This window comes from Hamadaea flava, from assembly GCF_024172085.1.
Classification (GTDB): domain Bacteria; phylum Actinomycetota; class Actinomycetes; order Mycobacteriales; family Micromonosporaceae; genus Hamadaea; species Hamadaea flava.
Genome location: NZ_JAMZDZ010000001.1, coordinates 939,321 through 964,689, shown reverse-complemented (window position 1 = coordinate 964,689; position 25,369 = coordinate 939,321). Strand labels below are relative to the sequence as shown.

General features: G+C 70.2%; 26 protein-coding genes. 21 read left to right on the top strand and 5 right to left on the bottom strand.

What is annotated here, in order from left to right:
* Positions 1-4: 4 nt before the first annotated feature.
* From pgsA to HDA40_RS04680, 7 genes are all read left to right on the top strand, one after another.
* On the top strand, positions 5-649 hold the full coding sequence (pgsA, locus tag HDA40_RS04710; RefSeq protein WP_253752175.1) for a phosphatidylinositol phosphate synthase: 645 nt from the start codon (positions 5-7) through the stop codon (positions 647-649).
* Positions 646-1,518: a phosphatidylinositol mannoside acyltransferase gene (locus tag HDA40_RS04705; protein ID WP_253752172.1), complete on the top strand. Its 873-nt coding sequence runs from the start codon at positions 646-648 to the stop codon at positions 1,516-1,518. Before pgsA ends, HDA40_RS04705 begins: the two co-directional genes overlap by 4 nt.
* Positions 1,519-1,545: 27 nt before the next feature.
* Positions 1,546-2,691, top strand: coding sequence for a glycosyltransferase family 4 protein (locus HDA40_RS04700; RefSeq protein ID WP_253752169.1), 1,146 nt, complete (start codon positions 1,546-1,548; stop codon positions 2,689-2,691).
* Between the two features lie 35 nt (positions 2,692-2,726).
* Positions 2,727-3,200, top strand: a complete 474-nt coding sequence (locus HDA40_RS04695; RefSeq protein ID WP_372502842.1) for a hypothetical protein — start codon at positions 2,727-2,729, stop codon at positions 3,198-3,200.
* 387 nt (positions 3,201-3,587) lie between these two features.
* The gene (pdxS, locus tag HDA40_RS04690; protein WP_253752164.1) at positions 3,588-4,493 is read left to right on the top strand and encodes a pyridoxal 5'-phosphate synthase lyase subunit PdxS; all 906 of its coding nucleotides are present in this window, start codon (positions 3,588-3,590) and stop codon (positions 4,491-4,493) included.
* Positions 4,494-4,507: 14 nt separating this feature from the next.
* Positions 4,508-5,125: a pyridoxal 5'-phosphate synthase glutaminase subunit PdxT gene (pdxT, locus tag HDA40_RS04685; protein WP_253752161.1), complete on the top strand. Its 618-nt coding sequence runs from the start codon at positions 4,508-4,510 to the stop codon at positions 5,123-5,125.
* A 21-nt stretch (positions 5,126-5,146) separates the two neighbouring features.
* Positions 5,147-5,899 (top strand): YebC/PmpR family DNA-binding transcriptional regulator, encoded by a 753-nt coding sequence (locus HDA40_RS04680; RefSeq protein WP_253752158.1) that lies wholly within the window; start codon positions 5,147-5,149, stop codon positions 5,897-5,899.
* 187 nt (positions 5,900-6,086) lie between these two features.
* On the opposite strand, the gene HDA40_RS04675 is transcribed toward HDA40_RS04680, so the two are convergent.
* Both HDA40_RS04675 and HDA40_RS04670 read right to left on the bottom strand, forming a co-directional pair.
* Entirely contained in the window at positions 6,087-6,578 is a 492-nt protein-coding gene (locus tag HDA40_RS04675) for a hypothetical protein (RefSeq protein WP_253752155.1), read from the bottom strand.
* 42 nt (positions 6,579-6,620) lie between these two features.
* Positions 6,621-7,280 (bottom strand): FadR/GntR family transcriptional regulator, encoded by a 660-nt coding sequence (locus tag HDA40_RS04670; RefSeq protein ID WP_253752152.1) that lies wholly within the window; start codon positions 7,278-7,280, stop codon positions 6,621-6,623.
* A 58-nt stretch (positions 7,281-7,338) separates the two neighbouring features.
* Between HDA40_RS04670 and HDA40_RS04665 the strand changes: the two genes are divergently transcribed.
* From HDA40_RS04665 to HDA40_RS04640, 6 genes are all read left to right on the top strand, one after another.
* Positions 7,339-8,547: a CynX/NimT family MFS transporter gene (locus tag HDA40_RS04665; protein WP_253752150.1), complete on the top strand. Its 1,209-nt coding sequence runs from the start codon at positions 7,339-7,341 to the stop codon at positions 8,545-8,547.
* A gap of 259 nt (positions 8,548-8,806) precedes the next feature.
* Positions 8,807-9,559 (top strand): ABC transporter ATP-binding protein, encoded by a 753-nt coding sequence (locus tag HDA40_RS04660; RefSeq protein WP_253752148.1) that lies wholly within the window; start codon positions 8,807-8,809, stop codon positions 9,557-9,559.
* Positions 9,546-10,238 (top strand): ABC transporter ATP-binding protein, encoded by a 693-nt coding sequence (locus HDA40_RS04655; RefSeq protein WP_253752146.1) that lies wholly within the window; start codon positions 9,546-9,548, stop codon positions 10,236-10,238. The genes HDA40_RS04660 and HDA40_RS04655 overlap by 14 nt, the downstream gene beginning before the upstream one ends.
* 20 nt (positions 10,239-10,258) lie before the next feature.
* A complete protein-coding gene (locus tag HDA40_RS04650; RefSeq protein WP_253752144.1) occupies positions 10,259-11,503 on the top strand; it encodes an ABC transporter substrate-binding protein in 1,245 nt (414 codons plus the stop codon).
* A 73-nt stretch (positions 11,504-11,576) separates the two neighbouring features.
* A complete protein-coding gene (locus HDA40_RS04645) occupies positions 11,577-12,461 on the top strand; it encodes a branched-chain amino acid ABC transporter permease (RefSeq protein WP_253752142.1) in 885 nt (294 codons plus the stop codon).
* 59 nt (positions 12,462-12,520) lie between these two features.
* Complete coding sequence (locus tag HDA40_RS04640; protein WP_308197817.1) at positions 12,521-13,447, top strand: branched-chain amino acid ABC transporter permease; 927 nt, start codon at positions 12,521-12,523, stop codon at positions 13,445-13,447.
* Here HDA40_RS04640 and HDA40_RS04635 read toward each other — a convergent pair.
* Positions 13,444-13,986, bottom strand: a complete 543-nt coding sequence (locus HDA40_RS04635; RefSeq protein WP_253752139.1) for a hypothetical protein — start codon at positions 13,984-13,986, stop codon at positions 13,444-13,446. The two genes, HDA40_RS04640 and HDA40_RS04635, sit on opposite strands and share 4 nt — an antisense overlap.
* Positions 13,987-14,140: 154 nt before the next feature.
* On the opposite strand from HDA40_RS04635, the gene HDA40_RS04630 reads away from it, so the two are divergent.
* The 3 genes from HDA40_RS04630 (at position 14,141) to HDA40_RS04620 (ending at position 17,658) form a co-directional block, all read left to right on the top strand.
* Positions 14,141-15,754 (top strand): MFS transporter, encoded by a 1,614-nt coding sequence (locus tag HDA40_RS04630; RefSeq protein ID WP_253752136.1) that lies wholly within the window; start codon positions 14,141-14,143, stop codon positions 15,752-15,754.
* A 12-nt stretch (positions 15,755-15,766) separates the two neighbouring features.
* The gene (locus HDA40_RS04625) at positions 15,767-16,483 is read left to right on the top strand and encodes a TetR/AcrR family transcriptional regulator (protein WP_253752133.1); all 717 of its coding nucleotides are present in this window, start codon (positions 15,767-15,769) and stop codon (positions 16,481-16,483) included.
* A gap of 65 nt (positions 16,484-16,548) precedes the next feature.
* Positions 16,549-17,658, top strand: a complete 1,110-nt coding sequence (locus tag HDA40_RS04620) for a glycosyltransferase family 4 protein (protein ID WP_253752130.1) — start codon at positions 16,549-16,551, stop codon at positions 17,656-17,658.
* A 152-nt stretch (positions 17,659-17,810) separates the two neighbouring features.
* On the opposite strand, the gene HDA40_RS04615 is transcribed toward HDA40_RS04620, so the two are convergent.
* Positions 17,811-19,751, bottom strand: a complete 1,941-nt coding sequence (locus HDA40_RS04615; RefSeq protein WP_253752127.1) for a helix-turn-helix domain-containing protein — start codon at positions 19,749-19,751, stop codon at positions 17,811-17,813.
* An 11-nt stretch (positions 19,752-19,762) separates the two neighbouring features.
* Positions 19,763-20,530, bottom strand: a complete 768-nt coding sequence (locus HDA40_RS04610; RefSeq protein WP_253752124.1) for a 3-hydroxybutyrate dehydrogenase — start codon at positions 20,528-20,530, stop codon at positions 19,763-19,765.
* A 147-nt stretch (positions 20,531-20,677) separates the two neighbouring features.
* Between HDA40_RS04610 and ruvC the strand changes: the two genes are divergently transcribed.
* From ruvC to secD, 5 genes are all read left to right on the top strand, one after another.
* Complete coding sequence (gene ruvC / locus HDA40_RS04605) at positions 20,678-21,199, top strand: crossover junction endodeoxyribonuclease RuvC (protein ID WP_253752121.1); 522 nt, start codon at positions 20,678-20,680, stop codon at positions 21,197-21,199.
* On the top strand, positions 21,196-21,801 hold the full coding sequence (ruvA, locus tag HDA40_RS04600) for a Holliday junction branch migration protein RuvA (RefSeq protein WP_253752118.1): 606 nt from the start codon (positions 21,196-21,198) through the stop codon (positions 21,799-21,801). Before ruvC ends, ruvA begins: the two co-directional genes overlap by 4 nt.
* Complete coding sequence (ruvB, locus tag HDA40_RS04595) at positions 21,798-22,913, top strand: Holliday junction branch migration DNA helicase RuvB (protein WP_253752115.1); 1,116 nt, start codon at positions 21,798-21,800, stop codon at positions 22,911-22,913. The genes ruvA and ruvB overlap by 4 nt, the downstream gene beginning before the upstream one ends.
* Positions 22,914-23,049: 136 nt before the next feature.
* A complete protein-coding gene (gene yajC, locus HDA40_RS04590; protein WP_308197672.1) occupies positions 23,050-23,412 on the top strand; it encodes a preprotein translocase subunit YajC in 363 nt (120 codons plus the stop codon).
* A gap of 81 nt (positions 23,413-23,493) precedes the next feature.
* The gene (gene secD / locus HDA40_RS04585) at positions 23,494-25,368 is read left to right on the top strand and encodes a protein translocase subunit SecD (protein ID WP_253752112.1); all 1,875 of its coding nucleotides are present in this window, start codon (positions 23,494-23,496) and stop codon (positions 25,366-25,368) included.
* The last annotated feature ends 1 nt before the right edge of the window (position 25,369 follow it).

Here is a 25,369-nt window from a genome sequence, read left to right as displayed (position 1 = left end):
CGCTATGGCGAAGATCTTCAGCGTCACCATCAAGAGCGCCACAGTGCGACTCTTCGATCCACTCATCCGCGCCCTGCTGCGCCTCGGCGTGACGGCCAACGTCGTCACGGTCATCGGCACACTCGGCGTCGGCGTCGGCGCCCTCGGCTTCGCGACCCGGGGCCACCTGGTCGCCGCGGTCGTGATCGTCACGCTCAGCGCGCTCACCGACGTCGTCGACGGCGCGCTGGCCCGAGCCCAGCGCAAGCCCGGCCGGTTCGGCGCGCTCCTCGACTCCACGATGGACCGGGTGGCCGACGGCATGGTCTTCGCCTCGCTGGCGTACCTCTACCGCGACGAGACCCCGACGCTGGTCGCGGTGCTCATCTGCCTGGTCGCCGGACAGGTCGTCTCCTACGTCAAGGCCCGTGCGGAAGGACTCGGCCTCGACGCCAACGTCGGTCTGGTCGAGCGGGCCGAGCGGCTGATCAGCATCGGCGTGGGCGGGCTGCTCACCGCGGCCGGCGTCGGCTGGGGCCTGCCTGCCGCGCTCTGGCTGCTCGCGGCCGGTTCGATCTTCACCGTCGGCCAGCGGATGGTCCAGGCCGCGCGCTCGGACCGGCAGCAGCTCGCCGACCAGCGAGCCGCCGGGCGGCAGGGCCCCGCGTGAACCGGGACAAGCTCGTCGAGTTCGGCTTCGTTGCCGGCTGGCGGGTCGTGCGGGCCCTGCCCAAGCCCGTCGCCGCCGCGGTCTTCCGGGCCGGCGCCGATCGCGCGGCCCGCCGTCAAGGTCCAGGGGTACGCCGTCTCGAAGGCAATCTCGCGCAGGTCCTCGGCGGGCCGGTGCCCCCGGAGCTGCTCCGCGACGCCGTACGCTCCTATGCACGCTACTGGATGGAGTCGTTCCGGCTGCCGTCGCTGTCCCGGCAGCAACTGCGCGACGGGTTCGCTCTGGAGCACTGGGAGATGCTGCGGGAGGCCCGCGAGCGGGGGACCGGGGCGATCGTCGCGCTGCCGCACGCCGGGAACTGGGACGCCGCCGGAGCCTGGGTCACGGCGATGGACATGCCCCTGACGACGGTTGCCGAGCGGTTCAAGGCCGAGGGCGTCTATCAGCGGTTTCTGGCGTACCGGGAGAGCCTGGGGATGCGGATCATCCCGAACACGGGCGGGTCCACGCCGCCGACCGATGTGCTGGCCGAAGCGCTGAAGAACAATCACATCGTCCCGCTGCTGGCCGACCGGGACCTGTCGAGGCGCGGTGTCGACGTCCGCTTCTTCGGGGGCAAGGCCCGGATGCCGGCCGGTCCGGCGCTGCTGGCACTGCGTACCGGTGCTCCGCTGTTCGTCGCGAGCCTCTGGTACGAGCCCGAGCGCCCGGTCGGACGGCTCGTCGGTCCCCTCGAACCGCCGCAGGAGGGTACTTTGACCGAGCGGGTGCGAGCGCTGACGCAGACGGTCGCCGACGAGCTGGCCAAGGGGATCGCCCAGCATCCCGCCGACTGGCACATGATGCAGAAGCTCTGGCTGGCCGAATAGCCTGCGGGCGCGAAAGAAGGGATGGGCATGCGAATCGGGATCGTCTGCCCGTACTCGCTGGATGTGCCCGGTGGCGTGCAGTTTCACATCCGTGACCTGGCCGAGACGCTGCTCGGCCTCGGGCACGAGGTGAGCGTGCTCGCCCCGGCCGACGAGGACGCCGAGCTGCCGGCGTACGTGGTGGCCGCCGGACGGGCTGTCGCCGTGCCCTACAACGGCTCGGTGGCGCGGCTGGCGTTCGGGCCGATCTCGCTGGCCCGCGTACGCAAATGGCTGGCCAACGGGCGGTTCGACGTGCTCCACGTGCACGAGCCGATCACGCCGAGCCTGTCGATGCTGGCGGTGCTCGCCGCGGACGGGCCGGTCGTGGCGACCTTCCACACCGCGATGACGCGGTCGAAGATGATGGCCGCCGCCCAGGTCGCCTTACAGGTGGTGCTGGAGCGGATCACCGGCCGGATCGTGGTCAGCGACCTCGCCCGCCGGGTGCAGGTCGAACACCTCGGCGGCGGTGGTGTGGAGATCCCGAACGGGGTGGCGGTCGCCAAGTTCGCCACCGCCGACCCGCTGCCCGGCTGGCCCGGCGAGGGCGGCGCGATCGGTTTCCTCGGCCGGTTCACCGAGCCCCGCAAGGGCTTCGGGCTGCTGTCCGAGGCGTTCGCTCGGATCGCCCCTGATCGGCCGGGGCTGCGGCTGCTGCTGGCCGGTCCGAGCGACCTCGACGAGATCGAGCTGCCCGGAATCGTCCGGGAGCGGCTCACCTTCCTGGGCAAGGTGTCCGAGCCGGACAAGGCCCGGATGCTGCGCAGCGTGGACCTCTACGTCGCGCCGAACACCGGCGGCGAGTCCTTCGGCATGATCCTCACCGAGGCGATGGCGGCCGGGGCTCCCGTGATCGCCAGCGATCTCGACGCCTTCCGCCGGGTGCTCGACGGTGGCCGGGCCGGGGCGTTGTTCGCTAACGGTGACGTAGACGCCCTTGCGCGTACAATATCGGAGCTTTTGGACGATCCGGAAGGCCGCGCCGACCTGTCGGCCCGAGCCACCGCGGTGGTGGGGGAGTTCGACTGGCCGGTGGTCGCGCGGCGCGTGCTGGAGGTGTACCAGACCGCGATCGACGCGAGCCCGGGCAAGGTCGTGCCCGGCGCGAACGAGTCGTTGGCCGCCGGGTGATCCTGCGCGGGTGAGCGACCACTACCATGCTCGACGTGGCGTGGGTGGTGGGAGTCGTGGCGGTGGTCGTCCTGGTGGGCACCTACGTCACCTGGCTCGCGGCGCGGCTCGACCGGCTGCACCTGCGCGCGGGCTCGGCGCGACGGGCGCTGGACGCCCAACTGGTACGCCGCGCGGCGGCCGCGGCGGTGCTCGCCGAGCAGGCCGACACGCCGCAGGACGAGCTGTACCTGGCCGCTCGGGCCGCCCTGGACGCCCCGAACGGCGAGCGGGAAGCCGCCGAGAACGACCTGACCCGGCGACTCCGCGAACTCGACGTGACCGCCGCCAAAGCCGACCCGGCGCTGGTCGAAGCAGTCGACGCGGCAGGACGGCGGCTGGCATTGGCCCGGCAGGTGCACACCGACTCAGTACGCGACGCGCTGTCGCTGCGCGAACACCGCATGGCACGGATGCTGGGGCTGGCCCGGCGACACGAGCGCCCGTCATACTTCGACATCGACGTCTGACCCGCCCCCACGCTCGCTCCCGCCCGCCGCCCTCTCCGCCCTCTCCGCGCGATCATGAACTATCGGTCGTGATCGACCGGTGTGTCGTGTCCGCAGCACCCTGATCGTTTCCCTAACGCCATGATCAACGCGCCCGGCGAGCGCGGGGAGTGCGGCGGTGAGCGTGGGGAGTGCGGCGGTGAGCGTGGGGAGTGCGGCGGTGAGCGTGGGGAGTGCGGCGGTGAGCGCGGCAGCGGACGCGGCGAGTGCGGCAGCGCGAATGGGGGTCGGTGTGACTGGCGCCACATGGGCGGCCACCCGGATGTGATTGGCCGTAGGGCGGCAAGTTCGCGAACGCGTAACATCGCTGGTAGACCCCCCTTGTATCCGACAGGAGTTGATACCGCCATGTCCGAATCCGTCAGCACCGCCGCGGTCACTGGAACCGCTCGCGTCAAGCGCGGCATGGCCGAACAGCTCAAGGGCGGTGTGATCATGGACGTGGTCACCCCCGAGCAGGCCAAGATCGCCGAGGACGCCGGCGCGGTCGCCGTCATGGCGCTGGAGCGCGTACCGGCCGACATTCGCGCCCAGGGTGGCGTGTCTCGCATGTCGGACCCCGACATGATCGACGGCATCATCAGTGCCGTCTCCATTCCGGTGATGGCCAAGGCCCGGATCGGCCACTTCGTCGAGGCACAGGTGCTGCAGGCGCTCGGCGTGGACTACGTCGACGAGTCCGAGGTGCTGACCCCGGCCGACTACGCCAACCACATCGACAAGTGGGCGTTCACGGTGCCGTTCGTCTGCGGTGCGACCAACCTGGGTGAGGCGCTGCGGCGGATCACCGAGGGCGCGGCGATGATCCGCTCCAAGGGTGAGGCCGGCACCGGCGACGTCTCGAACGCCACCACGCACATGCGCAAGATCCGGGGCGAGATCAAGCGGCTGACCAGCCTGCCGGAGGACGAGCTGTACGTCGCGGCCAAGGAGTTGCAGGCTCCGTACGAGCTGGTCAAGGAGATCGCCGAGACGGGCAAGCTGCCGGTCGTGCTGTTCACCGCGGGCGGCATCGCCACCCCGGCCGACGCCGCGATGATGATGCAGCTCGGCGCCGAGGGCGTCTTCGTCGGCTCCGGCATCTTCAAGTCGGGCAACCCGGCGCAGCGCGCCGCCGCCATCGTCAAGGCCACCACCTTCCACGACGACCCGGACGTGCTCGCGAAGGTGTCCCGCGGCCTCGGTGAGGCCATGGTCGGCATCAACGTCGACGAGATCCCGCAGCCGCACCGTCTCGCGGAGCGTGGCTGGTGAGTGCCGATACACGCGTGCGTGTATCGCCGGATGCGCAGCCGGTCATCGGGGTCCTCGCGCTGCAGGGCGACTTCCGTGAACACCTCGCGGCGCTCGCGGAGTGCGACGTCATCGCCCGGCCCGTTCGCCGGCCGGGCGAGGTCGCGGAGATCGACGCGCTCGTCATCCCCGGCGGGGAGTCCACGACGATGAGCAAGCTTGCCCAGGAGTTCGAGGTCTTCGATCCGATCGCCGAGCGGCTCCGGGCCGGCCTGCCGGCGTACGGGACGTGCGCTGGGATGATCATGCTCGCCGACGAGGTCCTCGACGGCCGGCCCGACCAGCGTTCCTTCGGCGGGCTCGCCCTGCAGGTACGCCGGAACGCGTTCGGCCGCCAGGTGGACTCGTTCGAATCGCCGGTGGAGATCACCGGGGTCGAGGGTGGTCCGGTCACCGCGGTGTTCATCCGCGCGCCCTGGGTGGAAAAGGTCAACGGCGACGTCGAGGTGCTGGGGCAGGTAGGCGACGGCCCGGACGCTAGGATTGTCGCGGTCCGGCAGGGCAACCTGCTCGCGACCTCATTCCACCCGGAGCTCACCGGGGACCTGCGCCTGCACCGCTACTTCGTGGACATGGTGCGGTCCGCGGTCTGACCGCAACACGACGGAGGGGTTATGTCCGGCCACTCAAAGTGGGCGACTACCAAGCACAAGAAGGCTGCCATCGACGCCAAGCGTGGCAAGCTTTTCGCCCGCCTCATCAAGAACATCGAGGTTGCGGCGCGTACTGGTGGTGGTGACCCCGGCGGAAACCCGACCCTCTACGACGCGATCCAGAAGGCGAAGAAGAGTTCCGTCCCGAACGACAACATCGACCGCGCCGTCAAGCGGGGCTCCGGCCTGGAGGCCGGCGGCGCCGACTGGCAGACGATCATGTACGAGGGGTACGGGCCGAACGGCGTGGCGCTGCTCATCGAGTGCCTCACCGACAACCGTAACCGTGCCGCCACCGAGGTGCGCGTGGCGCTGACCCGTAACGGCGGCAACCTCGCCGACGCCGGGTCGGTGGCGTACATGTTCACGCGGAAGGGCCAGGTGCTGCTCCCGAAGAACACCCTGACCGAGGACGACGTCCTGGGCGCGGTGCTCGACGCCGGCGCCGAGGAGGTCAACGACCTCGGCGAGTCGTTCGAGGTGATCTCGGAGTCGACCGACCTGGTCGGCGTACGCGAGTCGCTGCAGAAGGCCGGGATCGACTACGAGTCGGCCGAGTCCACCTTCGTCCCCAGCGTGCAGGTGGCCCTGGACGAGGAGGGTGCGCGCAAGGTCTTCAAGCTGATCGACGCGCTCGACGACTGCGACGACGTCCAGAACGTGTATGCGAACTTCGACGTGTCCGACGACGTCATGGCGGCGATCGACGCCTGATCCGGCCCACAACCGGCTTCGGCCGGCCCGTAAAGCGGCCTCGGCCCCCGTAAAGCGAACAGATCAGGGATGTGCAGGCTTCCCAAGCTGAGGAAGCCTGCACATCCCTGATCTGCGTGTCAGAGCGGGCTGCGTGTCAGAGCGGGCTGCGTGTCAGAGCGGGCTGCGTGTCAGAGCGGGCAAGGGGTCAGGATGAGCCGCGCCAGTGGCCCAACGTCGCGATCCCGATGATCCATCCGACGAACAGCCCGTAGAGCGCCCCGTTCCCGGCGCTTTGGAACGCCGCCAGCAGCGACGGGTCGCTGCGGATGAACGCGGTCAGCAGCGCGGCGAGCGCCGCCGCGAAGATGTACGCCGACCAGCCCGCGAAGAACTGGCTGAGGGTGCCGCGGGCTCGGGCGAGCTGCTGTCCGGTGGACAGCATCAGGAAGACGCCGGTCAGCACGATCAGCAGGATCGCCTTCAGGTCGTCGGCGAGGACGTTGCCGAAGGTGTCGTTGCTGTCGAAGCGCCAGGCCGGCCAGCCGAGCAGCCGCAGGAACCAGCCGCCGGCGGTGTTGGGGTTCGCGTGGTCGGCCGCCCAATTGCGATACATCGGGCTGCCGAAGACCAGCACGAGCACGAGCGCGGTGAGCACACCGGCGCCCGTGGCCGTCCGATATCGAGCTAGCACTGCCATGTCGTTCGAGTTACCCCGAACCACGAGAACGGCAAACGGCGCTCAGGCGATCTCCAAATAGGACCCTGCTTCGGTCGCGGCGGCCACGGGGTCACCCGCGCGGATCGCCGCGATGAGTCCACTGTGGTCGCAGTAGCTCTCCGGGGTCAGTTCGCTGCCGATGCGTTCGCTCAGGCTCGCGCGCAAGGCCGCGCCGAACGACGCGTACAACTCGGCCAGCATGGAGTTGTGCGCGGCCGCGACGACCGCCATGTGCAACTGGGCGTCGACCTCCACGAACAACGCGGCGTCCCCGTCGGCCCAGGCCCGCTCGCGCGCGTCCAGCGCCGCCTCCAGCAAGCTCAAGTCTTCACTTGTACGCCGTAAGGCGGCGAGCCGGGCCGCTTCGACTTCGAAGGCGCGACGGACTTCGACGGCCTCGTCGAGCTTCGCGCCCGCGAGCCGGCGACCGGCCGCGCCGGTGAGCTCGTCGGTGGCGAGCACGTAGGTGCCCGAGCCCTGGCGGCGTTCGAGGATGCCGGCGTGGACCAGCGCGTTCACCGCCTCGCGGACGGTGTTGCGGCCGACGCCGAGGGCGGCGACCAGATCGGGCTCGGTCGGGATGCGGGTGCCGACGGGCCACTCACCGTTGCTGATCTGCTCCTGGAGCTGCTCGACCACCTGGGGGACGAGGGTCTGGCGCGACGCCGAGCGCAGGCTCATCTGTGTCGGTCCTTACATCCGGTGTCAGAATTCGTCCCATCATTCTACGATCGGATCTATGAGTTCGCCAGCCGTCGCCGCCCCCGCTCCTTCTCGTCATGTGCTGGCACCCGCGATGGCCCTGGCGGGCATCCTGCTCGTTGCGCTGAATCTGCGTACGGCGGTCACGAGCCTCGGCGCCCTTCTCGACGAGGTACGCGTCGGGCTGCACCTGTCCGGTGCGCTCGCCGGGATGGTCACGACGCTGCCCGCCCTCAGCTTCGCCGCGTTCGGGGCGCTGACCCCGTGGCTGACCCGGCGCTTCACGCCGGCTCGCGTACTGGTGGGGGCGATGGGGGCGCTCGCCGTCGGCGAGGTGCTCCGGGCCACGACCCACTCGGCCGCGATCTTCGTCGCGCTCAGCGCCCTCGCCCTGGCCGGGATCGCCGTCGCCAACGTCCTGCTGCCGGTCATGGTCAAGACGTACTTCCCGGGGCGGGCCGGGCTGGTCACCGGCGTCTACACGATGACGCTGACCGCGGGCACCACTGCTGCGGCGGCCGCCTCCGTCCCGATCGCCGAAGCGTTCGGCTCCTGGCGAGCCGGGCTGGGCGTGTGGGCCGTGATCGCCGTGGTCGCGATGCTGCCCTGGCTGCGCGCCGGCCTTCGGCGTACGCCGCCGGGCACCCGCTCGTCCGCGGCGGCGCTGGACCGGGTGCACCCTGGTCGCAAGCGGCTCGGCTGGGCGATGGCCGTCTACTTCGGAACCCAGTCCCTCTCCGGGTACGCCACTATGGGCTGGCTCGCCCAGATCTTCCGCGACGCCGACTACAGCCCGACGACGGCCGGTCTGCTGCTGGCCGGGGTCACCGGTGTCGGCGTGCCGATCGCACTGCTCATGCCGGCGATGGCCCAGCGGATGCGGAACCTGCGCAGCCTGGTGATCGCGATGTCGGTCGCGATGGTCGCCTCCTATGTGGGACTCGCGCTGGCCCCGCGCGGCGGCGCGATCGCCTGGGTCGTGCTGCTGGCCATCGGCCAGGGCGCGTTCCCGCTGGCGCTGGCGATGATCGGAATGCGCGCTCGCACCTCCGAAGGCACCGTCGCGCTGTCGGCGTTCGCCCAGTCCACGGGCTACCTCATCGCGGCACTCGGCCCGTTCGTGGTGGGAGTCCTCTACGAGTCGACAGCCGGCTGGGTGGTGCCGATCGCGTTCCTCGTCGTCGCCGCGGTCGTCCAGGGCTTCGCCGGAGTCTTCGCCGCGAAGCGACGCTTCATCGAAGACTGACCCCGCCTCACCGCCCGCCGTTTCCCGCTCCGTTGATCATGGAGTTCACCGCCTCGCCACGCCGTCGAGACCACGGCTAACTCCATGATCAACGGGTGGGTGGGCGGGATGGTGACGTGTGTGGATACGCCCCTGAAACAACGCTGAATGTGTGGTTCGCCGACATGGCCCGGGTTCGCTCCCGGGCCATAGGTTTTCGCGACATCAGTGGTCGGCGTCACATCGCGCCGCCACGCCGGCACACAGGAGGCGGCTGCCCATGGCGCACAGCGCGCTCACCGCGCGCGCCCTGACCCGCGACTTCCGCGGCTTCCGGGCGGTGGACGCGGTCGATCTCGACGTCGCCGACGGCAGCGTGCACGCGCTCGTCGGGCCGAACGGGGCGGGCAAGACGACGCTGTTCAATCTGCTCACTGGTTTCCTCCGGCCCACCGCCGGGCGTATCGAGGTGGGCGGACGCGACATCACCGGACTCGCGCCGGAGAAGATCGCCCGGCTCGGAGTGGCCCGCAGTTTCCAGATCACCAGCCTGTTCAGTCAGCTGACCTGCCGGGAGCACGTCGAACTGGCGCTGGCGGGGGACCTGGGCTGGAAGTTCTGGCGATCGGACAAGCTGCTGCACCGGCATCGCGACCGGGCGCTGGAGCTGCTGGGGCAGGTGGGCCTGGCCGGGCACGCCGAATCCACCGCGGACAGTCTGGCGTACGGGCGGAAGCGGGCGCTCGAACTTGCGCTGGCCCTGGCGTTGGACCCGAAGGTGCTGCTGCTGGACGAGCCGACCGCGGGGATGGGCGTCGAGGACGTCGATCGCACCGTCGAACTGATCGGCCGCGTACGCGACGGGCGGACCGTCGTCATGGTGGAGCACAACATGAGCGTCGTCGGGGCGCTGGCCGATCGGGTCACCGTGCTCCAGGCCGGGAAGGTGCTCGTCGAGGGGGCGTACGCCCAAGTCCGTGACGACGAGCGCGTCATCAGCGCGTACCTGGGAGAAGCGCATGTTGCGGATTGACGGCCTGAACGCCTGGTACGGCGAGGCACAGGTGCTGCGGGACGTGGCGCTGGAGGTGGCGGCGGGCGAGGTCGTGACCCTGTGCGGCCGCAACGGCGCCGGGAAGACCACCCTGCTGCGCAGTGTGATGGGCCTGCACCCGCAGCAGCGCGGCACGATCAGCCTGCGCGGCGCGGACATCACCAAGAAGCCGGCGCACAGCCGGGCGCGGCTGGGCGTGGGCTGGGTCCAGGACGATCGCGGCAGCTACGCCACGCTGACGGTGACCGAGAACCTGACGCTGCCACCCCGGGTCGGGCCGCGGGCGTGGTCGCTGGACCGCGTCTACGAGATGTTCCCGAACCTGTACGAGCGCCGGAACTCGCCGGCGACCAAGCTGTCCGGCGGCGAGCAGCAGATGCTCGCCCTGGCCCGGGTTCTGCGGATGGGCGCCGAGCTGCTGCTCTGCGACGAGCCGACGGAAGGACTGTCGCCGCTGCTCGTGCAGCGGGTCGGCGAGATCCTGCGGCTCGTCAAGGCCGACGGCGCGACCGTGCTGCTCGTCGAGCAGAACCTGCATTTCGCCACCACCGTCGCCGATCGGCATTACCTGCTGGCCGAGGGCCGGGTCGTGGAGTCCCTCGACAACACCGAGGTGCGTAACCGCGAGCGCGAGCTGCTCGCGTATCTGGGCATCTGACTCTCAATGAGGAGAACGCGATGAAGAGATTTGCGACGGCCCTGGGCGCGGTGGCCCTGCTGGTCACCGCGTGCAGCGGTGGCCCGCAGTCGGGCGGTGACAGCAAGCTCACCGGCGGCAAGATCGTGCTCGGTGTGCTCAACGACCAGTCGGCCGGCTACTCGGCGCTGTCGGGGAAGAACTCGGTCGAGGCCGTGAAGATGGCGATCGAGGACTTCAAGGCCAAGTACGGCGACAAGGCGGTGACCAAGGACATCGAGGTGGTCGACGCCGACCACCAGAACAAGCCGGACGTGGCCAACACCAAGGCGGCCGAGTTCTACGACCGTGACGGCGTCGACGTGATCCTCGACGTGCCCACCTCGTCGGCCGCGCTGAAGGTGGCCGACGTCGCGAAGGCGAAGAAGAAGCTCTACTTCAACATCGGCGCGGCGACGACCGACCTGACCGGCAAGTCCTGCAACAAGTACACCTTCCACTACGCGTACGACACCTACATGCTGGCCAACGGCACCGGCAAGAACGCCACCGAGAACGGCGCGAAGAACTGGTACATCGTGTACCCGAACTACGCCTTCGGTCAGGACATGGAGCGCAGCTTCAAGGCGGCGGTGGAGAAGGCCGGCGGTCACGTCGTCGGCGAGGACGCGGCGCCGTTCCCGAGCGACAACTTCTCGACCTACCTGCTCAAGGCGCCGACGCTGAACCCGAAGCCGGACGTCATCGGCACCATGCAGGCCGGGGCCGACCTGGTGAACCTCGTCAAGCAGTACAACGAGTTCAAGCTGCGGGACAAGGGCGTCGGCCTGTCGGTCGGCCTGATGTTCCTGACCGACATCCACTCGCTGACCCCGGCGGCGCTGGCCGGCACGACCTACACCGACGCGTGGTACTGGAATTTCGACGCCAAGAACCGCGAGTGGGCCGACAAGTTCAAGGCGCGTACGGGTTCGCGGCCGACCTTCGCGCACGCGGCGAACTACTCGGCGGCCACGCAGTACCTGGAGGCGGTGCAGGCGGCGGGGACCGACGAGGCCGACACGATCGTGGCCCAGCTCGAAGGCAAGAAGGTCGATGACTTCTTCCTGCGCAACGGCGAGATCCGCAAGGCCGACCACCGGGTCCTGCACGACGCGTACCTGGCTCAGGTGAAGCAGCCGGAGGAGGTCAAGGAGGACTGGGACTACGTGAAGATCCTCAAGACCATCCCGGCGGCTGAGGCGTTCCGCGCGCCCAGCCCGGACTGCCAGATGTCTGGCGCCTGAGTCCCGGAACAGACGCTTCGGTCGGTCCGGCTCGACGAGAGCCGGGCCGCCGGACCGCAACGAGAGAGCCGACATGACCAACTTTCTGGAGCAGACCTTCAACGGTCTGGTGAGCGGCAGCTTCCTGGCGCTGCTCGCGCTCGGGCTCGCCGTCATCTTCGGCCTGCTGCGGGTGGTCAACTTCGCCCACGGCGCGATCTACATGCTGGGCGCGTTCGGGGCGTACGTGCTGGCCGACGAGCTGGGCCTGCCGTTCTGGGCGGCGCTGCTCGCGGTGCCGGTCGGGCTCGCCGCGCTCGGGATGGTGCTCGAACGGGCCTTCATCCACCGGCTGACCAAGCTGGATCCGCTGTACAACTTCCTGCTCACCTTCGGTTTGACGCTGATCCTGCAGGACCTGGTGAAGGCCCGGTACGGCGTCCAGTCGTCGCCGTACGCCATGCCGAGCGCGCTGTCGGGAAGCGTGGACCTCGGCTTGTTCGAGTTCCCGGCGTACCGGGTGTTCGTGCTCGGGACCTCGATCGCGATCTGCGTCGGCGTCTGGGCCCTGCTGACGCGTACGCGAGTCGGCATGGTCGTCCGCGCCGCCACCGAGCGCCCGGAGCTGACCCGGGCCTTCGGCATCAACGTCGGCCGCTGGATCACCCCCGTCTTCGGCTTCGGCGTGGCGCTGGCCGGCCTGGCCGGGGTGCTCGCCGCCCCGATGCGAGCGGTGAACCCGCTGATGGGCGCGGATCTGATCATCGTCGTCTTCGCGGTGGTGGTGATCGGCGGCCTCGGCTCGATCTTCGGCTCCGTGGCGGTCGGCTTCGTCATCGGGGTGGCCCAGGTGTGGGCCGAGGCGTACGCCCCGGAGTCCTGGCGGGCGCTGATCGCCCAGACTCTGCCCTTCGTTCTCATGGCGGTCGTGCTCCTGTGGCGCCCGGCCGGCCTGTTCGGCCGCGAGGAGATCGCGTGACTACCATCGCCCCGTCCGAGACCGTCGAACCCGAGACCGCCCAGCCGGGGAGAGGCCCGGTGCGGCGTTTCGCCGGTCCGGTCCTGCTGGCCGCCGGGCTGCTCGTGGCGGTATGGCTGCCGAACGGCGTCTACACCGGGCTGGCCGTTGACCTGCTGTGCTGGGCGCTGTTCGCGGTCTCCGTCGACCTGCTGCTCGGGTACGCCGGCCTGCTGTCGTTCGGGCACGCGGCGTACTGGGGCTCGTCGGCGTACGCGACGGGGCTGCTGGCCGTCCATCTAGGACTGCCGTTCCCGCTCGCGGTGCTGGGCGGGGCGCTGACCGCCGCGCTGATCGCCGTGCCGGTCGGTTACCTGGCGGTCAAGCGGGTCGGCATCTACTTCGCCATGGTGACGCTGGCCTTCGCCCAGATGATCTATTTCATCGCCAACGAGTGGCGCAGTGTGACCGGCGGCGAGAACGGCATGCAGTCGGTGCCCCGCACGCTGGGCTCGGTCGACCTCAGCGACAACTACTACTTCTACTACGCCGCGCTGCCGATCGTCCTGGGTGGACTAGGGCTGACCTGGCGCATCGTGCACTCGCCGTTCGGCCGGGTGCTGGTCGCCATCCGCGACAACCCCGCCCGCGCGCGGGCCCTCGGCTATCCCGTCCACCGCTACAAGCTCGCCGCGTTCGTGTTGTCCGCGTTCGTCGCCGGGCTCGGCGGCGGGCTGTTCGCGCTGGCCCACCAGTTCGTCAGCCTCGACACGCTGCACTGGACCACCTCCGGCAAGGCCGTGATCATGGTCGTGCTCGGCGGCATCGGCACGCTCTGGGGCGCGCTGTTCGGCTCCAGCTTCGTCGTGGTGCTGGAGGACTCGTTGTCGCAGGCCGACTTCGCGAGCCCGGGGCTGATCACCGGCGGCGTCTTCGTACTCGCGGTGCTGCTGTTCCGCCGGGGGCTGTGGGGGACCGTGGCAGCCTTCCTGCGCCGCCGGTTCTAACCTGCGCGGTGTGGTTCTGACTGCACTGGATCAGGGTTCCCGGTCGAATCTTCCGGCACGATTCGACTCGGAACCCTGATCTGCTTGCGGGCGAGCAGGCGGTAGGCCACCGGCCCCGCGAACGGCAGGCCCACGATCGCCAGGACCACGGCCAGCACGACGGTCACGCCGGTCGGCAACGCCAGGCCGACGAGCCACACCAGCCCCGCGACGATCAACTGGTACGCGACGACGCCGAGCCCGGTCGCGAACAGGGCTTTGGCCACCACCCCCGCCGCGCCGGGTCTGGAGGATCGCAGCATCCGCGGCAGTGCCTGGAGTCCGAGCAGCACACCGAGGCCGAGGACACCGCCGATGCCGATCCCGGCGATGCTGCTGGGCACCACCAGGGCGGGCTCCTGCGCCAGCAGCCCAGCGCGGCTCAGCGCCGTGTCGGCGGCGTACGCGCCGAGGATGCCGCCGCCCACGGCGAAGACCAGGACGCCGAGCACGGTCAGGACCTTGGCGCCGGGGCTGGCTGGGGACGAGGGGCTGGCCACCGGCGCACTGTACAAGGTCTGGCTGTGCGGGTGATGAGACTCACAATCGAAACGATACGGTGCCGTATCAGAAGTACCCCGCGTAGTGTTCCCCTGGATGCGAGACGGAACCGTTCCGTTTCGTAAAGAAATCGTGACACTGGGGGGAACTCCTGTGGAGACCCAAGCAAACACCGGGCACCCGAGGCGGTGGGCCATCCTCGCGGTGCTGGTCGTGTCGCTGCTCGTCGTCGTGCTCGACAACACCGTGCTCAACGTGGCCCTCAAGAACCTCGCCGACCCGGTCAAGGGCCTCGGCGCCACCCAGGGTCAGCTGGAGTGGGCGATCAACTCCTACACCCTGGTGTTCGCGGGCATGCTGTTCACCTTCGGCGTGCTCGCCGACCGGATGGGCCGCAAGAAGGTCCTCATCGTCGGTCTGATCCTGTTCGCCCTGACCTCCCTGATCTCGGCGTACGCCCAGAACCCCGGCCAGCTGATCGCGGCGCGGGCGGTCATGGGCCTCGGCGGCGCGGCCATCATGGCCACGACGCTGCCGATCATCACCAACGTCTTCGACCCGCGGGAACGGGCGCGCGCCATCGGCATCTGGGCCGGCGCGGTCGGCCTCGGCGTCGCACTCGGCCCGATCCTGGCCGGCGCGCTGCTGGAGCGGTTCTGGTGGGGCTCGATCTTCATGATCAACCTGCCGATCATCGCCGTCGGCCTGCTGTTCGTGGCGATGATCGTGCCGGACTCGCGGAACCCGAGGCCGGGCCGCATCGACGTGCCGGGCGTGCTGCTGTCGATCCTGGGCCTGGCGGCCCTGGTCTACGGCATCATCGACGGCGGCCAGGCGGGCTTCGGCGAGCCGAGCGTCTGGGCCTGGATCGCGGTCGGCGTGGTCGCGCTGGCGGTCTTCGTCTGGTGGGAGAACCGCACCGAGCACCCGTCGCTGGACGTCAAGCTCTTCCGGGACGCCCGGTTCGCCGCGGCCACCAGCCTGGTCGGGCTCTCGTTCTTCGCGGCCATGGGCGTGTTCTTCTTCATGTCCTTCTTCCTGCAGCTGGTCCGGGGCTACTCGCCGCTGCAGACCGGCCTGCTGATGCTGCCCTTCGCGGCCGCCCAGCTGATCTTCGCGCCGTTGTCGGCCAGCTTCGTCAAGCGGTTCGGGGCCAAGGCGGTCAGCGCCGTCGGCGTCACCGTCGTGACCCTGGCGACCGCCGGCTACCTGCTGGTCGACGAGAGCAGCTCGATCCTGGTCGTGATCGGCATGTTCTTCGCCTTCGGCGTGGGCATGGCCAACATCATGCCGCCGGCGACCGACGCGATCATGGCGTCGGTGCCCCGCGAGAAGGCGGGTGTCGGCTCGGCGGTCAACAACACCGTCCGGCAGGTCGGAGGCGCGCTCGGCGTGGCCATCCTCGGCTCGGTGCTGTCCTCGGTCTACCGCAACGGCGTCGACGACACCGTGGCCGGGCTGCCGAAGGAGGTCCCGGCGCAGGCCAAGGACGCGATCAGCGAGTCGGTGGCGGGTGCGCACGCGGTCGCCGACCAGCTCGCCGGCACGCCGCTCGCCGGAGCCGCGAACGTCCTGGTCAAGGCGGCCGACTCGGCATTCGTCGACGCGGTGCACGCCGCCGCTCTCGGCTCCGTCGCCGTGGGGATCATCGGCTTGATCGTCGTGCTCGGCTGGCTGCCGGGCAAGGCCAAGCCGCACACCGCCGCCGAGGCGGCCGAGAAGGCCATGACCGCCGAGCGGGCGGTTGAGGCGGTCGAGGTCGGGTAAGGTTTCCCTACCATGACGAACACGAGCACTGTCGATTTTTCCGGTAGCCCGGACTTCTCGGGAAGCGCGGCTTCTTCCGAGGGCGCGGCTGCCGCGGCGGACCGCGCGAGCGGTCCCGGGATCGACAACGCCGGCACGGAGGCTCCGCGGGCGATCGGTCGCCCGCGGAGCACCCGCGCACACGAGGCCATCATCGACGCCGTCCTCGACCTGCTGGCCGAGGGCACGTCGGTGGGCGAACTGTCCATTGAGGCGGTCGCCGCCCGGGCCGGAGTCGGCAAGGCCACGATCTACCGGCGCTGGTCGGGCAAGAACGACCTGATCCTGGAGGCGGTCAAGGCGTTGAAGGCGCCGCAGTCCATCGACGAGGGACTGTCGGTTCGCGACAACCTCGTCCAGCTGCTCAGCGTGGTCAGCGTCAGCGTCGATCCCCGGGCGGCTCGCGTCTTCCCCTGCATCGTGCCCGAGGTGCTGCGCAATCCCGAGCTGTGGGGCCTCTATCAGCAGATCGTCGAACCACGCCGGGCGCGTACCCGAGAAGTCCTCGAACGGGGGATTTCTACCGGTGAACTTCGCGCCGACACCGACGTCGAAATGGTCGCGCTGATGCTCACCGGACCCGTCATGTTGCAGCGAATGCTAAGGTGGAGCCCCTCCATCGATGATGCGACCCTGCCGGAGCGAGTGGTCGACACGCTCCTGCGCGGGATCGCAGTTCCCCAGAATTGACCAGCGTTGGCACATAGAGTGCTAAACGGGCGCTCCGTGCGCCGGTCGATAGGGAGAACAGTTCTATGGAAGGCTCACCAGCAACAGAACAGCTCCGGATCGCGCTAGTCGCACCACCCTATTTCGACATCCCTCCCGCGGCGTACGGCGGAGTGGAAGCCGTCGTCGCGGATCTGGCGGACGCCCTTGTGGACGCCGGACATCAGGTCACCCTCATCGCCGCCGGGCGCAACGGAACCAAGGCGGACTTCGTCCCCGTATGGGACGAGATCCAGTCCGACCGGCTCGGCGATCCCTTCCCCGAGGTCGCGCACGCCGCGGCGGCCCGCCTGGCGGTCACCCGGTTAGCCGAGACCGGCGGGCTCGACGTGGTCCACGACCACACGCTCGCCGGGCCGCTGAGCGCGCCCTACTACGAAACCCTCGACCTGCCGACGGTCATCACCGCGCACGGCCCGGTCACGGGCGATCTGCGCCAGCTCTACCGAACGCTCGGCCGCGAGGTGCACCTCGTCGCCATCTCGCACCGTCAGCGGGTGCTCGCCCCCGAACTCAACTGGGTCGGCACCGTCCACAATGCAGTACGCGTCGACACCTTCCCGTTCCAGCCGGAAAAGGGGGAGTACGCGTTGTTCCTGGGGCGGTTCCATCCCGACAAGGGAGCGCACCTGGCGCTGGACGCCGCCCACGCGGCCGGAGTGCCGCTGGTGCTCGCCGGGAAATGCAACGAACTCCTGGAACAGCAATACTTCGAGCGCGAAGTCCGGCCCCGGCTGGCCGCCGACGACCTCGTCTTCGGCATGGCCGATGCGACCGAGAAGCGCAAACTGCTCGCCGAGGCGCGCTGCCTGCTGTTCCCGATCCAATGGGAGGAGCCGTTCGGCATGGTGATGATCGAGGCGATGGCCTGCGGCACCCCGGTCGTCGCCCTGCGCGGCGGCGCCGTCGCCGAGGTCGTCGTCGACGGGGTCACCGGCTTCATTCGCGACGATCCGGCCGATCTGCCGAAGGCCGTGCATGACACGGCCGCGTTGAATGCCGTGGACTGTCGGCGGCACGTCGCCGGGAACTTCACGGCCGACCACCTCGGCGCGGGCTACGTCGCCGCCTACCGGCACGCCATGCGGCGTACGCGCGGCCGGCGGTTGCGGCTGGCCCCGCTGATGCTCGCCTGATCCAGCCCATCCGCCTTCGGCGCTGGATCACGGATCTCAGCCGAATCTTGGCCCATGATTCGACCCGGATCCCTGATCCAGCGCCATACGGGCGCGCCGGCGGTGCGCAGGCGGCCGGCGGTGGGCGTGAGGGGCGGCGGTGGGCGTGAGGGTTAGCCGGTGCGGAGGCGGTGTAGGCGAAGAGCCAGCTGCACTTCGAGGGCGCGTTCGGGGCGTTGCCAGTCCGGCCCGAGCAGCTGCGCGACCCGGTCCAGCCGTTGCGTGACGGTGTTGACGTGGACGTGCAGCTGCTCGGCCGCGCGGGCCAGGCTGCCGCCCGCACCGAAGTAGCACTCCAGCGTCTTGACGAGCGCGGTGCCACGTCGCGTGTCGTAGTCCACGACCGGGCCGATGGCGTGATGGAGGAACCTGGCAACGCCCCGGTCGCCGCCGTCGGTGACCGCGCCGAGCAGCAGGCCGACGAAGCCCAGCTCCGAAGTGGACGCCGCTTCGCCGGTGCGGCCCAAGGCGACCAGGGCGGTCACGCACCGGTCGGCTTCGGCGTACGCGTGCGCCTGGGCGGCCGCTCCGGTAGCCGGACCGGCCGAGCCGACGGTCGCGGGGCGGCCGAGCGCCCGGGCGAGATCCTTGGCGACGGCCCGAGCGGTGGCCCCGGCGTCGCCGCCGGGCAGCATCAGCACGACCCGCCCGTCCCGGATCGCGGAGAGCCCGGAGCGGGTGGCGGCGTACGTGACGCCCCAGGACGCGGCCCGTTGGCGCAGCGCACCGGACGAGGCGAACTCGTCGCCGATGGCCACCATGACGTGCGGCGAGTCGAGATCGACACCGATCCGGCGTGCCCGTACGCGCAACGCGTCCACGTCCGCCGGGGAACGCTCGCGTGAGCCGCCAGAAGTGCGGTCAGTCCAGGGCCGGGCGATGAGGTCGTCCAGCAGCTCTCCGCGTACGCGTCCCTCGGCTTCGGCCAGGTTGCGGCGGAACAGCTGCACCAGGGCGGTGACGAGCGCGGCCCGTTCGAGGATCTGCTGGTCGGCGTCGGCCAGCGGCCATTGAGGACGGCAGACCAGCGTGCCGAGGTTCTCCGCGCCGGCCACGACGGCGGCGTACCACAGCTCGTCCCGGCGGACCGCGTGGCCGCCGGCGCGGGAGGCGGTGACCGCCTCGGCGAGCACCGACGACTCGGGCGTGCCGAGGTCGCCGACGAGCGCGAGGGTACGCCCGTCCGCGTCCAGCACGAGGAGCGAACCGCCGAGTGCGTCGGTGACCGCGGCCGCGACGTCTTCGACCCCGCCGCCGCGGACGACCAGCGACGTCATGCGGTCGTGCGCGGCCGCGGCCCGTTCCACCGATTGGCTGTGCGCGCGGATGACCTCGTTGGCGGCCGACAGCTCGGTCAGCGCGGCCTGCGTCTCGGTCAGCAGCCGGGCGGTGTCGATCGCGACGGCGGCATGCGCGGCCAGCGAGACCAGCAGCGCCACCTCTTCCCGGGCGAACGGGCGGGCGGACCGGTTCGCGGCGTACAACACGCCGATGACCTGGGCGCCCAGCCGTAGCGGCACGCCCAGGATCGCGACGAGCCCCTCTTCGCCGACCCCGGCGTCCACCTCGCCGAGATGCTGGAACCGGGTGTCCTGCGCGTAGTCGGCCGTGGCGTACGGCGTACCAGTCTGTGCCACCAGGCCGCCCAGTCCGCCGCCGAGCGGCAGCCGGAGGCGCTGGAACCGCGCGGAGATCGAGCCGTCCGTGACCCGCATGTAGGTGTCGCCGTGATCGGGATCGTTCAGCGTGAGGTACGCGATGTCCGTGCCCAGCAGGTTGCGCGAGCGGTGGACGATCGCGGACAGGACGCTGTCGAGGTCGCGCAGGCCGGCGAGGTCGCTGGCGGTGTCGTAGAGCCCGGACAGCTCCAGCTCCCGCCGGCGGCGGCGTTCGAGCAGCGCCCGGACCCGCAACGCGACGACCTTGGCCTCCTCGAGCGCGGCGAGCTCCTCGGCGGCTGCGCCGTCCGCGCGCGCCTGGAGGAGCGGGCCCTCGAACTCGACCGGGCTCGCCTCCCGTTCCAGCAGCTCCAGCAGGTGGGACAGGGGTGTCATGCGTTGCATTCTCAGTGCGCTGTCCATCCGCCGTCCATCGCGATGCTGGTTCCGGTGATGAACGAGGCTGCCGGAGTGCACAGATACGCCATGAGTTCGGCGACTTCGTCCGGTTCGATCAGCCGCTTGATCGCCGCCTTCGCGAGCATGATCTCGCTGATGACCTGCTCCTCGGCGATGCCGTGGGTCCGCGCCTGATCGGCGATCTGCCCCTCGACCAGCGGCGTACGCACATAAGCCGGGTTGATGCAGTTGGAGGTGACCCCATGCGGGGCTCCTTCGAGCGCGGCGACCTTGCTCAGCCCCTCCAGACCATGTTTGGCGGCGACATACGCGGCCTTGTACGGCGACGCGCGCAACCCGTGCACGGAGGAGATGTTGACGATGCGGCCCCAGCCTTGGGCGTACATGTGCGGCAGGGCGCGCCGGACCACCAGGAACGGCGCGAGCAGCATGACCTGCTCGATGTACGCGAACCGGTCGGGCGGGAAGTCCGCCAGCGGCGCGACGTGCTGCAGCCCGGCGTTGTTCACCACGACGTCCAACTCCGCCGGGATCGCGTCCGGGGCGGCCGGATCGGCGAGGTCCACCACGATCGAAGCGCCGCCCGTCTCCGCCGCGACGGACTCAGCGGCGTCCTGGTCGCGATCCACCACCAGGACCCGGGCCCCGGCCGCGGCCAGCCGCCGGGCACAGGCCCGCCCGATGCCACTGCCCGCCCCGGTGACCAGCGCGGTCTTGCCCGACAGGTCCAGGCCCACGGTTTCCCCGATCGTCATGGCGCAGAAATTACGAGCGCGCGACCGGGCAACACATGTGTCCACGCCACACACTCCACGCGGGGTTCGTGTGCGGCGTGCCGTGCGAACCCTGTCGGGGCCGGACGATAGGGTGTCGTACAGGTGTGCGGGGAGGGGTGGATTCGGTTGCGCGTACTGGGAGTCGACCCCGGGCTCACCCGGTGCGGCGTCGGCGTCGTCGAGGGCGTCCCCGGGCGCCAGTGCACCCCGATCGCGTACGAGGTGGTGCAGAGCGACCCGGACGAGGAGCTGGCCCACCGTCTGTTGCGGTTGGACGGCCGGCTGGCCGAGCTGATCGCCCTGCACCAGCCGGACGGCGTGGCCGTGGAGCGGGTCTTCAGCCAGCACAACGTGCGCACCGTGATGGGCACCGCGCAGGCGGGCGCGGTCGCGATCCTCGCGGCGGCCCGTGCCGGGCTGCCGGTCGCGCTCTACACTCCCAGCGAGGTCAAGGCGGCGGTGACCGGTTCCGGCACGGCCGACAAGGCTCAGGTCACCGCGATGGTCACCCGCCTGCTGCGGCTGGACGCCCCGCCGCGGCCGGCGGACGCGGCCGACGCGCTGGCCCTGGCGATCTGCCACGTGTGGCGCGGTGGCACGCGGGACAAGGTCGCGGCGGCGTTGCAGCAGTATCGGAGGGGTCGATGATCGCGAGCGTGGCGGGCAAGGTCGCCTGGGTCGGCGCGGACACCACGGTGGTCGAGGTCGGCGGAGTCGGCCTGGCCGTGCACTGCACCCCGAACACGCTGGCCACCCTGCGGGTCGGCCATGACGCGCGGCTGTCCACGACGCTCATCGTCCGCGAGGACGCGCTCACTCTTTACGGCTTCGTCGACGACGAGGAGCGGGAGATCTTCGAACTCCTGCAGACCGTGGGCGGGGTCGGCCCGCGGGTCGCCCAAGCGGTGTTGTCGGTCCATTCTCCTTATTCGGTACGCGTGGCGATCGCGCACGGCGAGGTCGGCGTGTTGACCAAGGTGCCCGGGATCGGCAAGAAGGGCGCCGAGCGGATCATCCTGGAGCTGCGCGACAAGGTGGGCCCGGTCGACGCGGCCGCCTCGGTGAAGGGCGTGCCCCGGCAGATGCCCTGGCAGGAACAGGTCCGGCAGGGCCTGGTCGGGCTGGGCTGGACGGCGAGCCAGGCCGACCAGGCGATCGGCACCGTCGCGTCCGGGCTGGAGGACGGCCCGACGCCGCCCGTGCCCGTGCTGTTGAAGCAGGCGATCAAGCTGCTGGGTAGGACCCGGTGAGCGAATCCGTCGTGAGCGCGGTCGCCTCCCCGGAGGAGCGCGACGCCGAGGCGACCGTCCGCCCGAAGCGGCTGAGCGAGTTCATCGCGCAGGAACGCGTACGCGAGCAGCTGGAAGTGCTGCTGCACAGCGCGCTGCGCCGGGGTTCGCCGCCGGATCACATCCTGTTCTCCGGCTCGCCCGGGCTGGGGAAGACGACGCTCGCCATGATCGTCGCCGCTGAGCTGGGCGGCGGGCTGCGGATGACCAGCGGCCCGGCCATCGAGCGGTCCGGCGACCTCGCCGCGATCCTGACCAGCCTGGCCGCCGGCGACGTGCTGTTCATCGACGAGATTCACCGGATCGCCAAGCCGGCCGAGGAGCTGCTCTACTCGGCGATGGAGGACTTCCGGGTCGACGTCATCGTCGGCAAGGGGCCGGGCGCGACCGCCATTCCGCTGGACGTCGAGCCGTTCACCCTGGTCGGGGCGACGACCCGGGCCGGGTTGCTGACCGGCCCGATGCGCGATCGGTTCGGTTTCGTCGGGCATCTGGAGTTCTACAACGGCACCGAGTTGACCGCGTTGCTGCACCGATCCGCCCGGATCCTCGGCGTACCGGTGACCGGGGAGGGCGTCGAGGAGATCGCCGGGCGGTCGCGGGGGACGCCCCGGATCGCCAACCGGCTGCTGCGCCGCGTACGCGACTATGCCGAGTTGCGGGCCGACGGCGTGGTGACGCTGGACGCGGCCCGGGCCGCGCTGCGTGTCTACGACGTCGACGACCTCGGCCTCGACCGGCTGGACAAGGCGGTGCTGGCGGCGCTGGTCGAGACGTTCGGCGGCGGACCCGTCGGGCTGTCCACGCTCGCCGTCGCGGTGGGGGAGCAGCCCGAGACCGTCGCCGAGGTCTGTGAACCCTTTCTCGTCCGGGCCGGCCTGCTCGCGCGTACGCCCCGGGGCCGGGTGGCCACTCCGGCGGCCTGGCAGCACCTCGGCCGTACGCCGCCGAACAGTGCCTTTCCGGGGCAGACGGGCACGCAACTCCCTGGACAAACAGCCGGGAATGGTATGTTTTCCGGCGGCGCCGCCGGGGCGCCGGACCTGTTCAGTTCCGCAGACGAAGCCGAATAATTGCCGTGATCGTAATGTGATCGCCACAGGGGGTGTGGCGATCGGCGGTCCAGCGACTAGACTTCGCGCGGTCCGAACGGACATTCTTCGCCTGCCCCGGTCACCCGGGGTGGGCTGAAACGGAAGGTCAGAAACCGTGTTCTACGCGGCAGGCAATTCGGGCGGCAGTGCGCTGCCCACGCTGCTTTTCTTCGGCCTCATGGCCGCCCTGATGTACTTCATGATCATCCGCCCGCAGAGCAAGCGGCGCAAGGAGGCCATGGAGCTGCAGCGCAACGTCGCGGTCGGCGACGAGGTGGTAACCGTCGTGGGCCTGCACGCCACCGTCGCGGGCATCGACGACGAGAACAACACCGTGCTGCTGGAGATCGCGCCGGGCGTGAACGCGACCTACGAGCGCGCCGCCATCGGCCGGGTCATCAAGGCTCCCACCGCCGAGGAGACCACGGAGTCGGAGACCGCCGACGAGACCCCGCAGGTCATCGAGCAGGGCCGCTAGTCCTAGACCCACCCCGGCGCCGCTGATCCGGTGCCGGGTCCACCCTCCCCACCCGTTCCCCATGCAAGGAGACCCGAGGCCGTGGCACCACCTCAAGGACAGATGAAGCCAGGGCGGCAGCTAGCCGTCCTCGCCGGTCTCTTCGTCGTCCTCTATCTGCTTGTCTTCTTCACCTCCGGCGCCAGTGGCAGCTTCACCGACCGCCTGCACCCGCGGCTCGGCCTGGACCTGGTCGGCGGCATGCGGATGACCCTGGTAGCCCAGGGCAAGACGCCGTCCGCCAAGGAGATGGAGCAGGCCCGGCAGATCATCGAGGACCGGGTGAACGGTACGGGTGTCGCCGAGGCCGAGGTCGTCACCGAAGGCGACAAGAACATCGTGGTCTCCATCCCGGGCAGCAAGACGGCCGATCTCGAAGACGTCGGCCAGCCCGCGCAGATGTTCTTCCGCAAGGTCCTCAACTCGGTGCAGGACAACAGCGGCGCTCTCGCGGCGGCCACGGCCAGCCCGAGCCCGTCGGCCTCCGCGTCCACCTCGGCGAGCCCGTCGGCGTCGGCTTCGGCGAAGCCGTCCGCGACGGCCAGCGGCCAGGGCGGCGGCGCGGCCGCGAGCGCGACGCCGAGCGCGTCCGCTTCCACGTCTCCGTCCGCGGCGGCCAGCCCGACGCCCACCGCCAAGGCGCTGACCCAGGAGCAGACCGCGACGCTGGACGAGGTCAAGAAGAAGATCGGCGACACCACCTACAAGGCGGCCGAAGCGTTGACCGCGCCGGTCGACGTGTCCACCGATCCGACCGCGGCCCTCCAGTTCTCGAAGTTCGCCGACCTGACGGCCAACGAGGTCGCCGTCCTCCCGGCGAAGATCCAGTTCAACGTCCCGCAGGTCGGCTGCGAGCAGCTCGGCAAGCGCCCGGTCGGCTCGATCAGCGACGCGAACTCCCAGGTCGTCGCCTGCGAGAGCACCGGCAAGTACCTGCTGGACGTCGCCAAGGTCGCCGGCACCGACATCGGCAGCGCGCAGGCCGTGCCGCCGAACGGGCAGCAGGCCGAGTGGGTCGTCAGCCTGAAGTTCAAGGGCAACGGCCAGGACAAGTGGACCAACCTCACCAAGGAGGCGGTCAACAAGACCGGCACCACCTGTGAGATCAAGGGCGACCAGGGCAACTGCCTCGTGGCCGTGGTCCTCGACAACGAGGTGATCTCCGCCCCGGAGATCCGCGAGGTGCTCACCAGCGACTCGACCATCAGCGGCAGCTTCACCTCCGACACCGCCTCGGACCTGGCGAACAAGCTCAACTACGGCGCGCTGCCGGTGACCTTCAAGGCCGACGAGGCGGTGCACGTCACCGCGACGCTCGGCCAGGCCCAGCTGAAGGCGGGTCTGCTGGCGGCCGGCCTCGGCATGCTGCTGGTCATCGTCTACGCGTTCTTCTACTACCGCCTGCTCGGCTCGGTCATCTTCCTCTCGCTGGTCCTGTCCGGTCTGCTCACCTTCGGTGCGCTGGTCTGGCTCGGCCGGACGATGGGCTTCACGCTGACCCTCGCGGGCATGGCCGGTTTCGTCGTCTCACTAGGTGTCGCGGCCGACTCGTTCGTCATCTACTTCGAACGACTGAAAGACGAGATCCGGGAAGGTAGAGCGCCGCGCAGCGCGGTGCAGCGAGCCTGGGTCCGCGCCCGGCGGACGATCATCACCGCCAACACGGTGACGGTCATGGCCGCGGTGGTCCTCTACCTCTTCTCGGCCGGCGCGGTGAAGGGCTTCGCGTTCGCGCTGGGCTTGTCGACCGTGCTCGACCTCGTGGTGGTGTTCCTCTTCCGGCACCCGATGATGGAGATGTTCGCCCGCACCAAGGCGTTCATGTCGCCACGCGTCAGCGGTCTCGGCCGGGTCCTGCATCAGGCCAACGAAGACGAGGCCGACGAGCCGCGTCGCTACCGGGCCAAGGAGGCCTGAC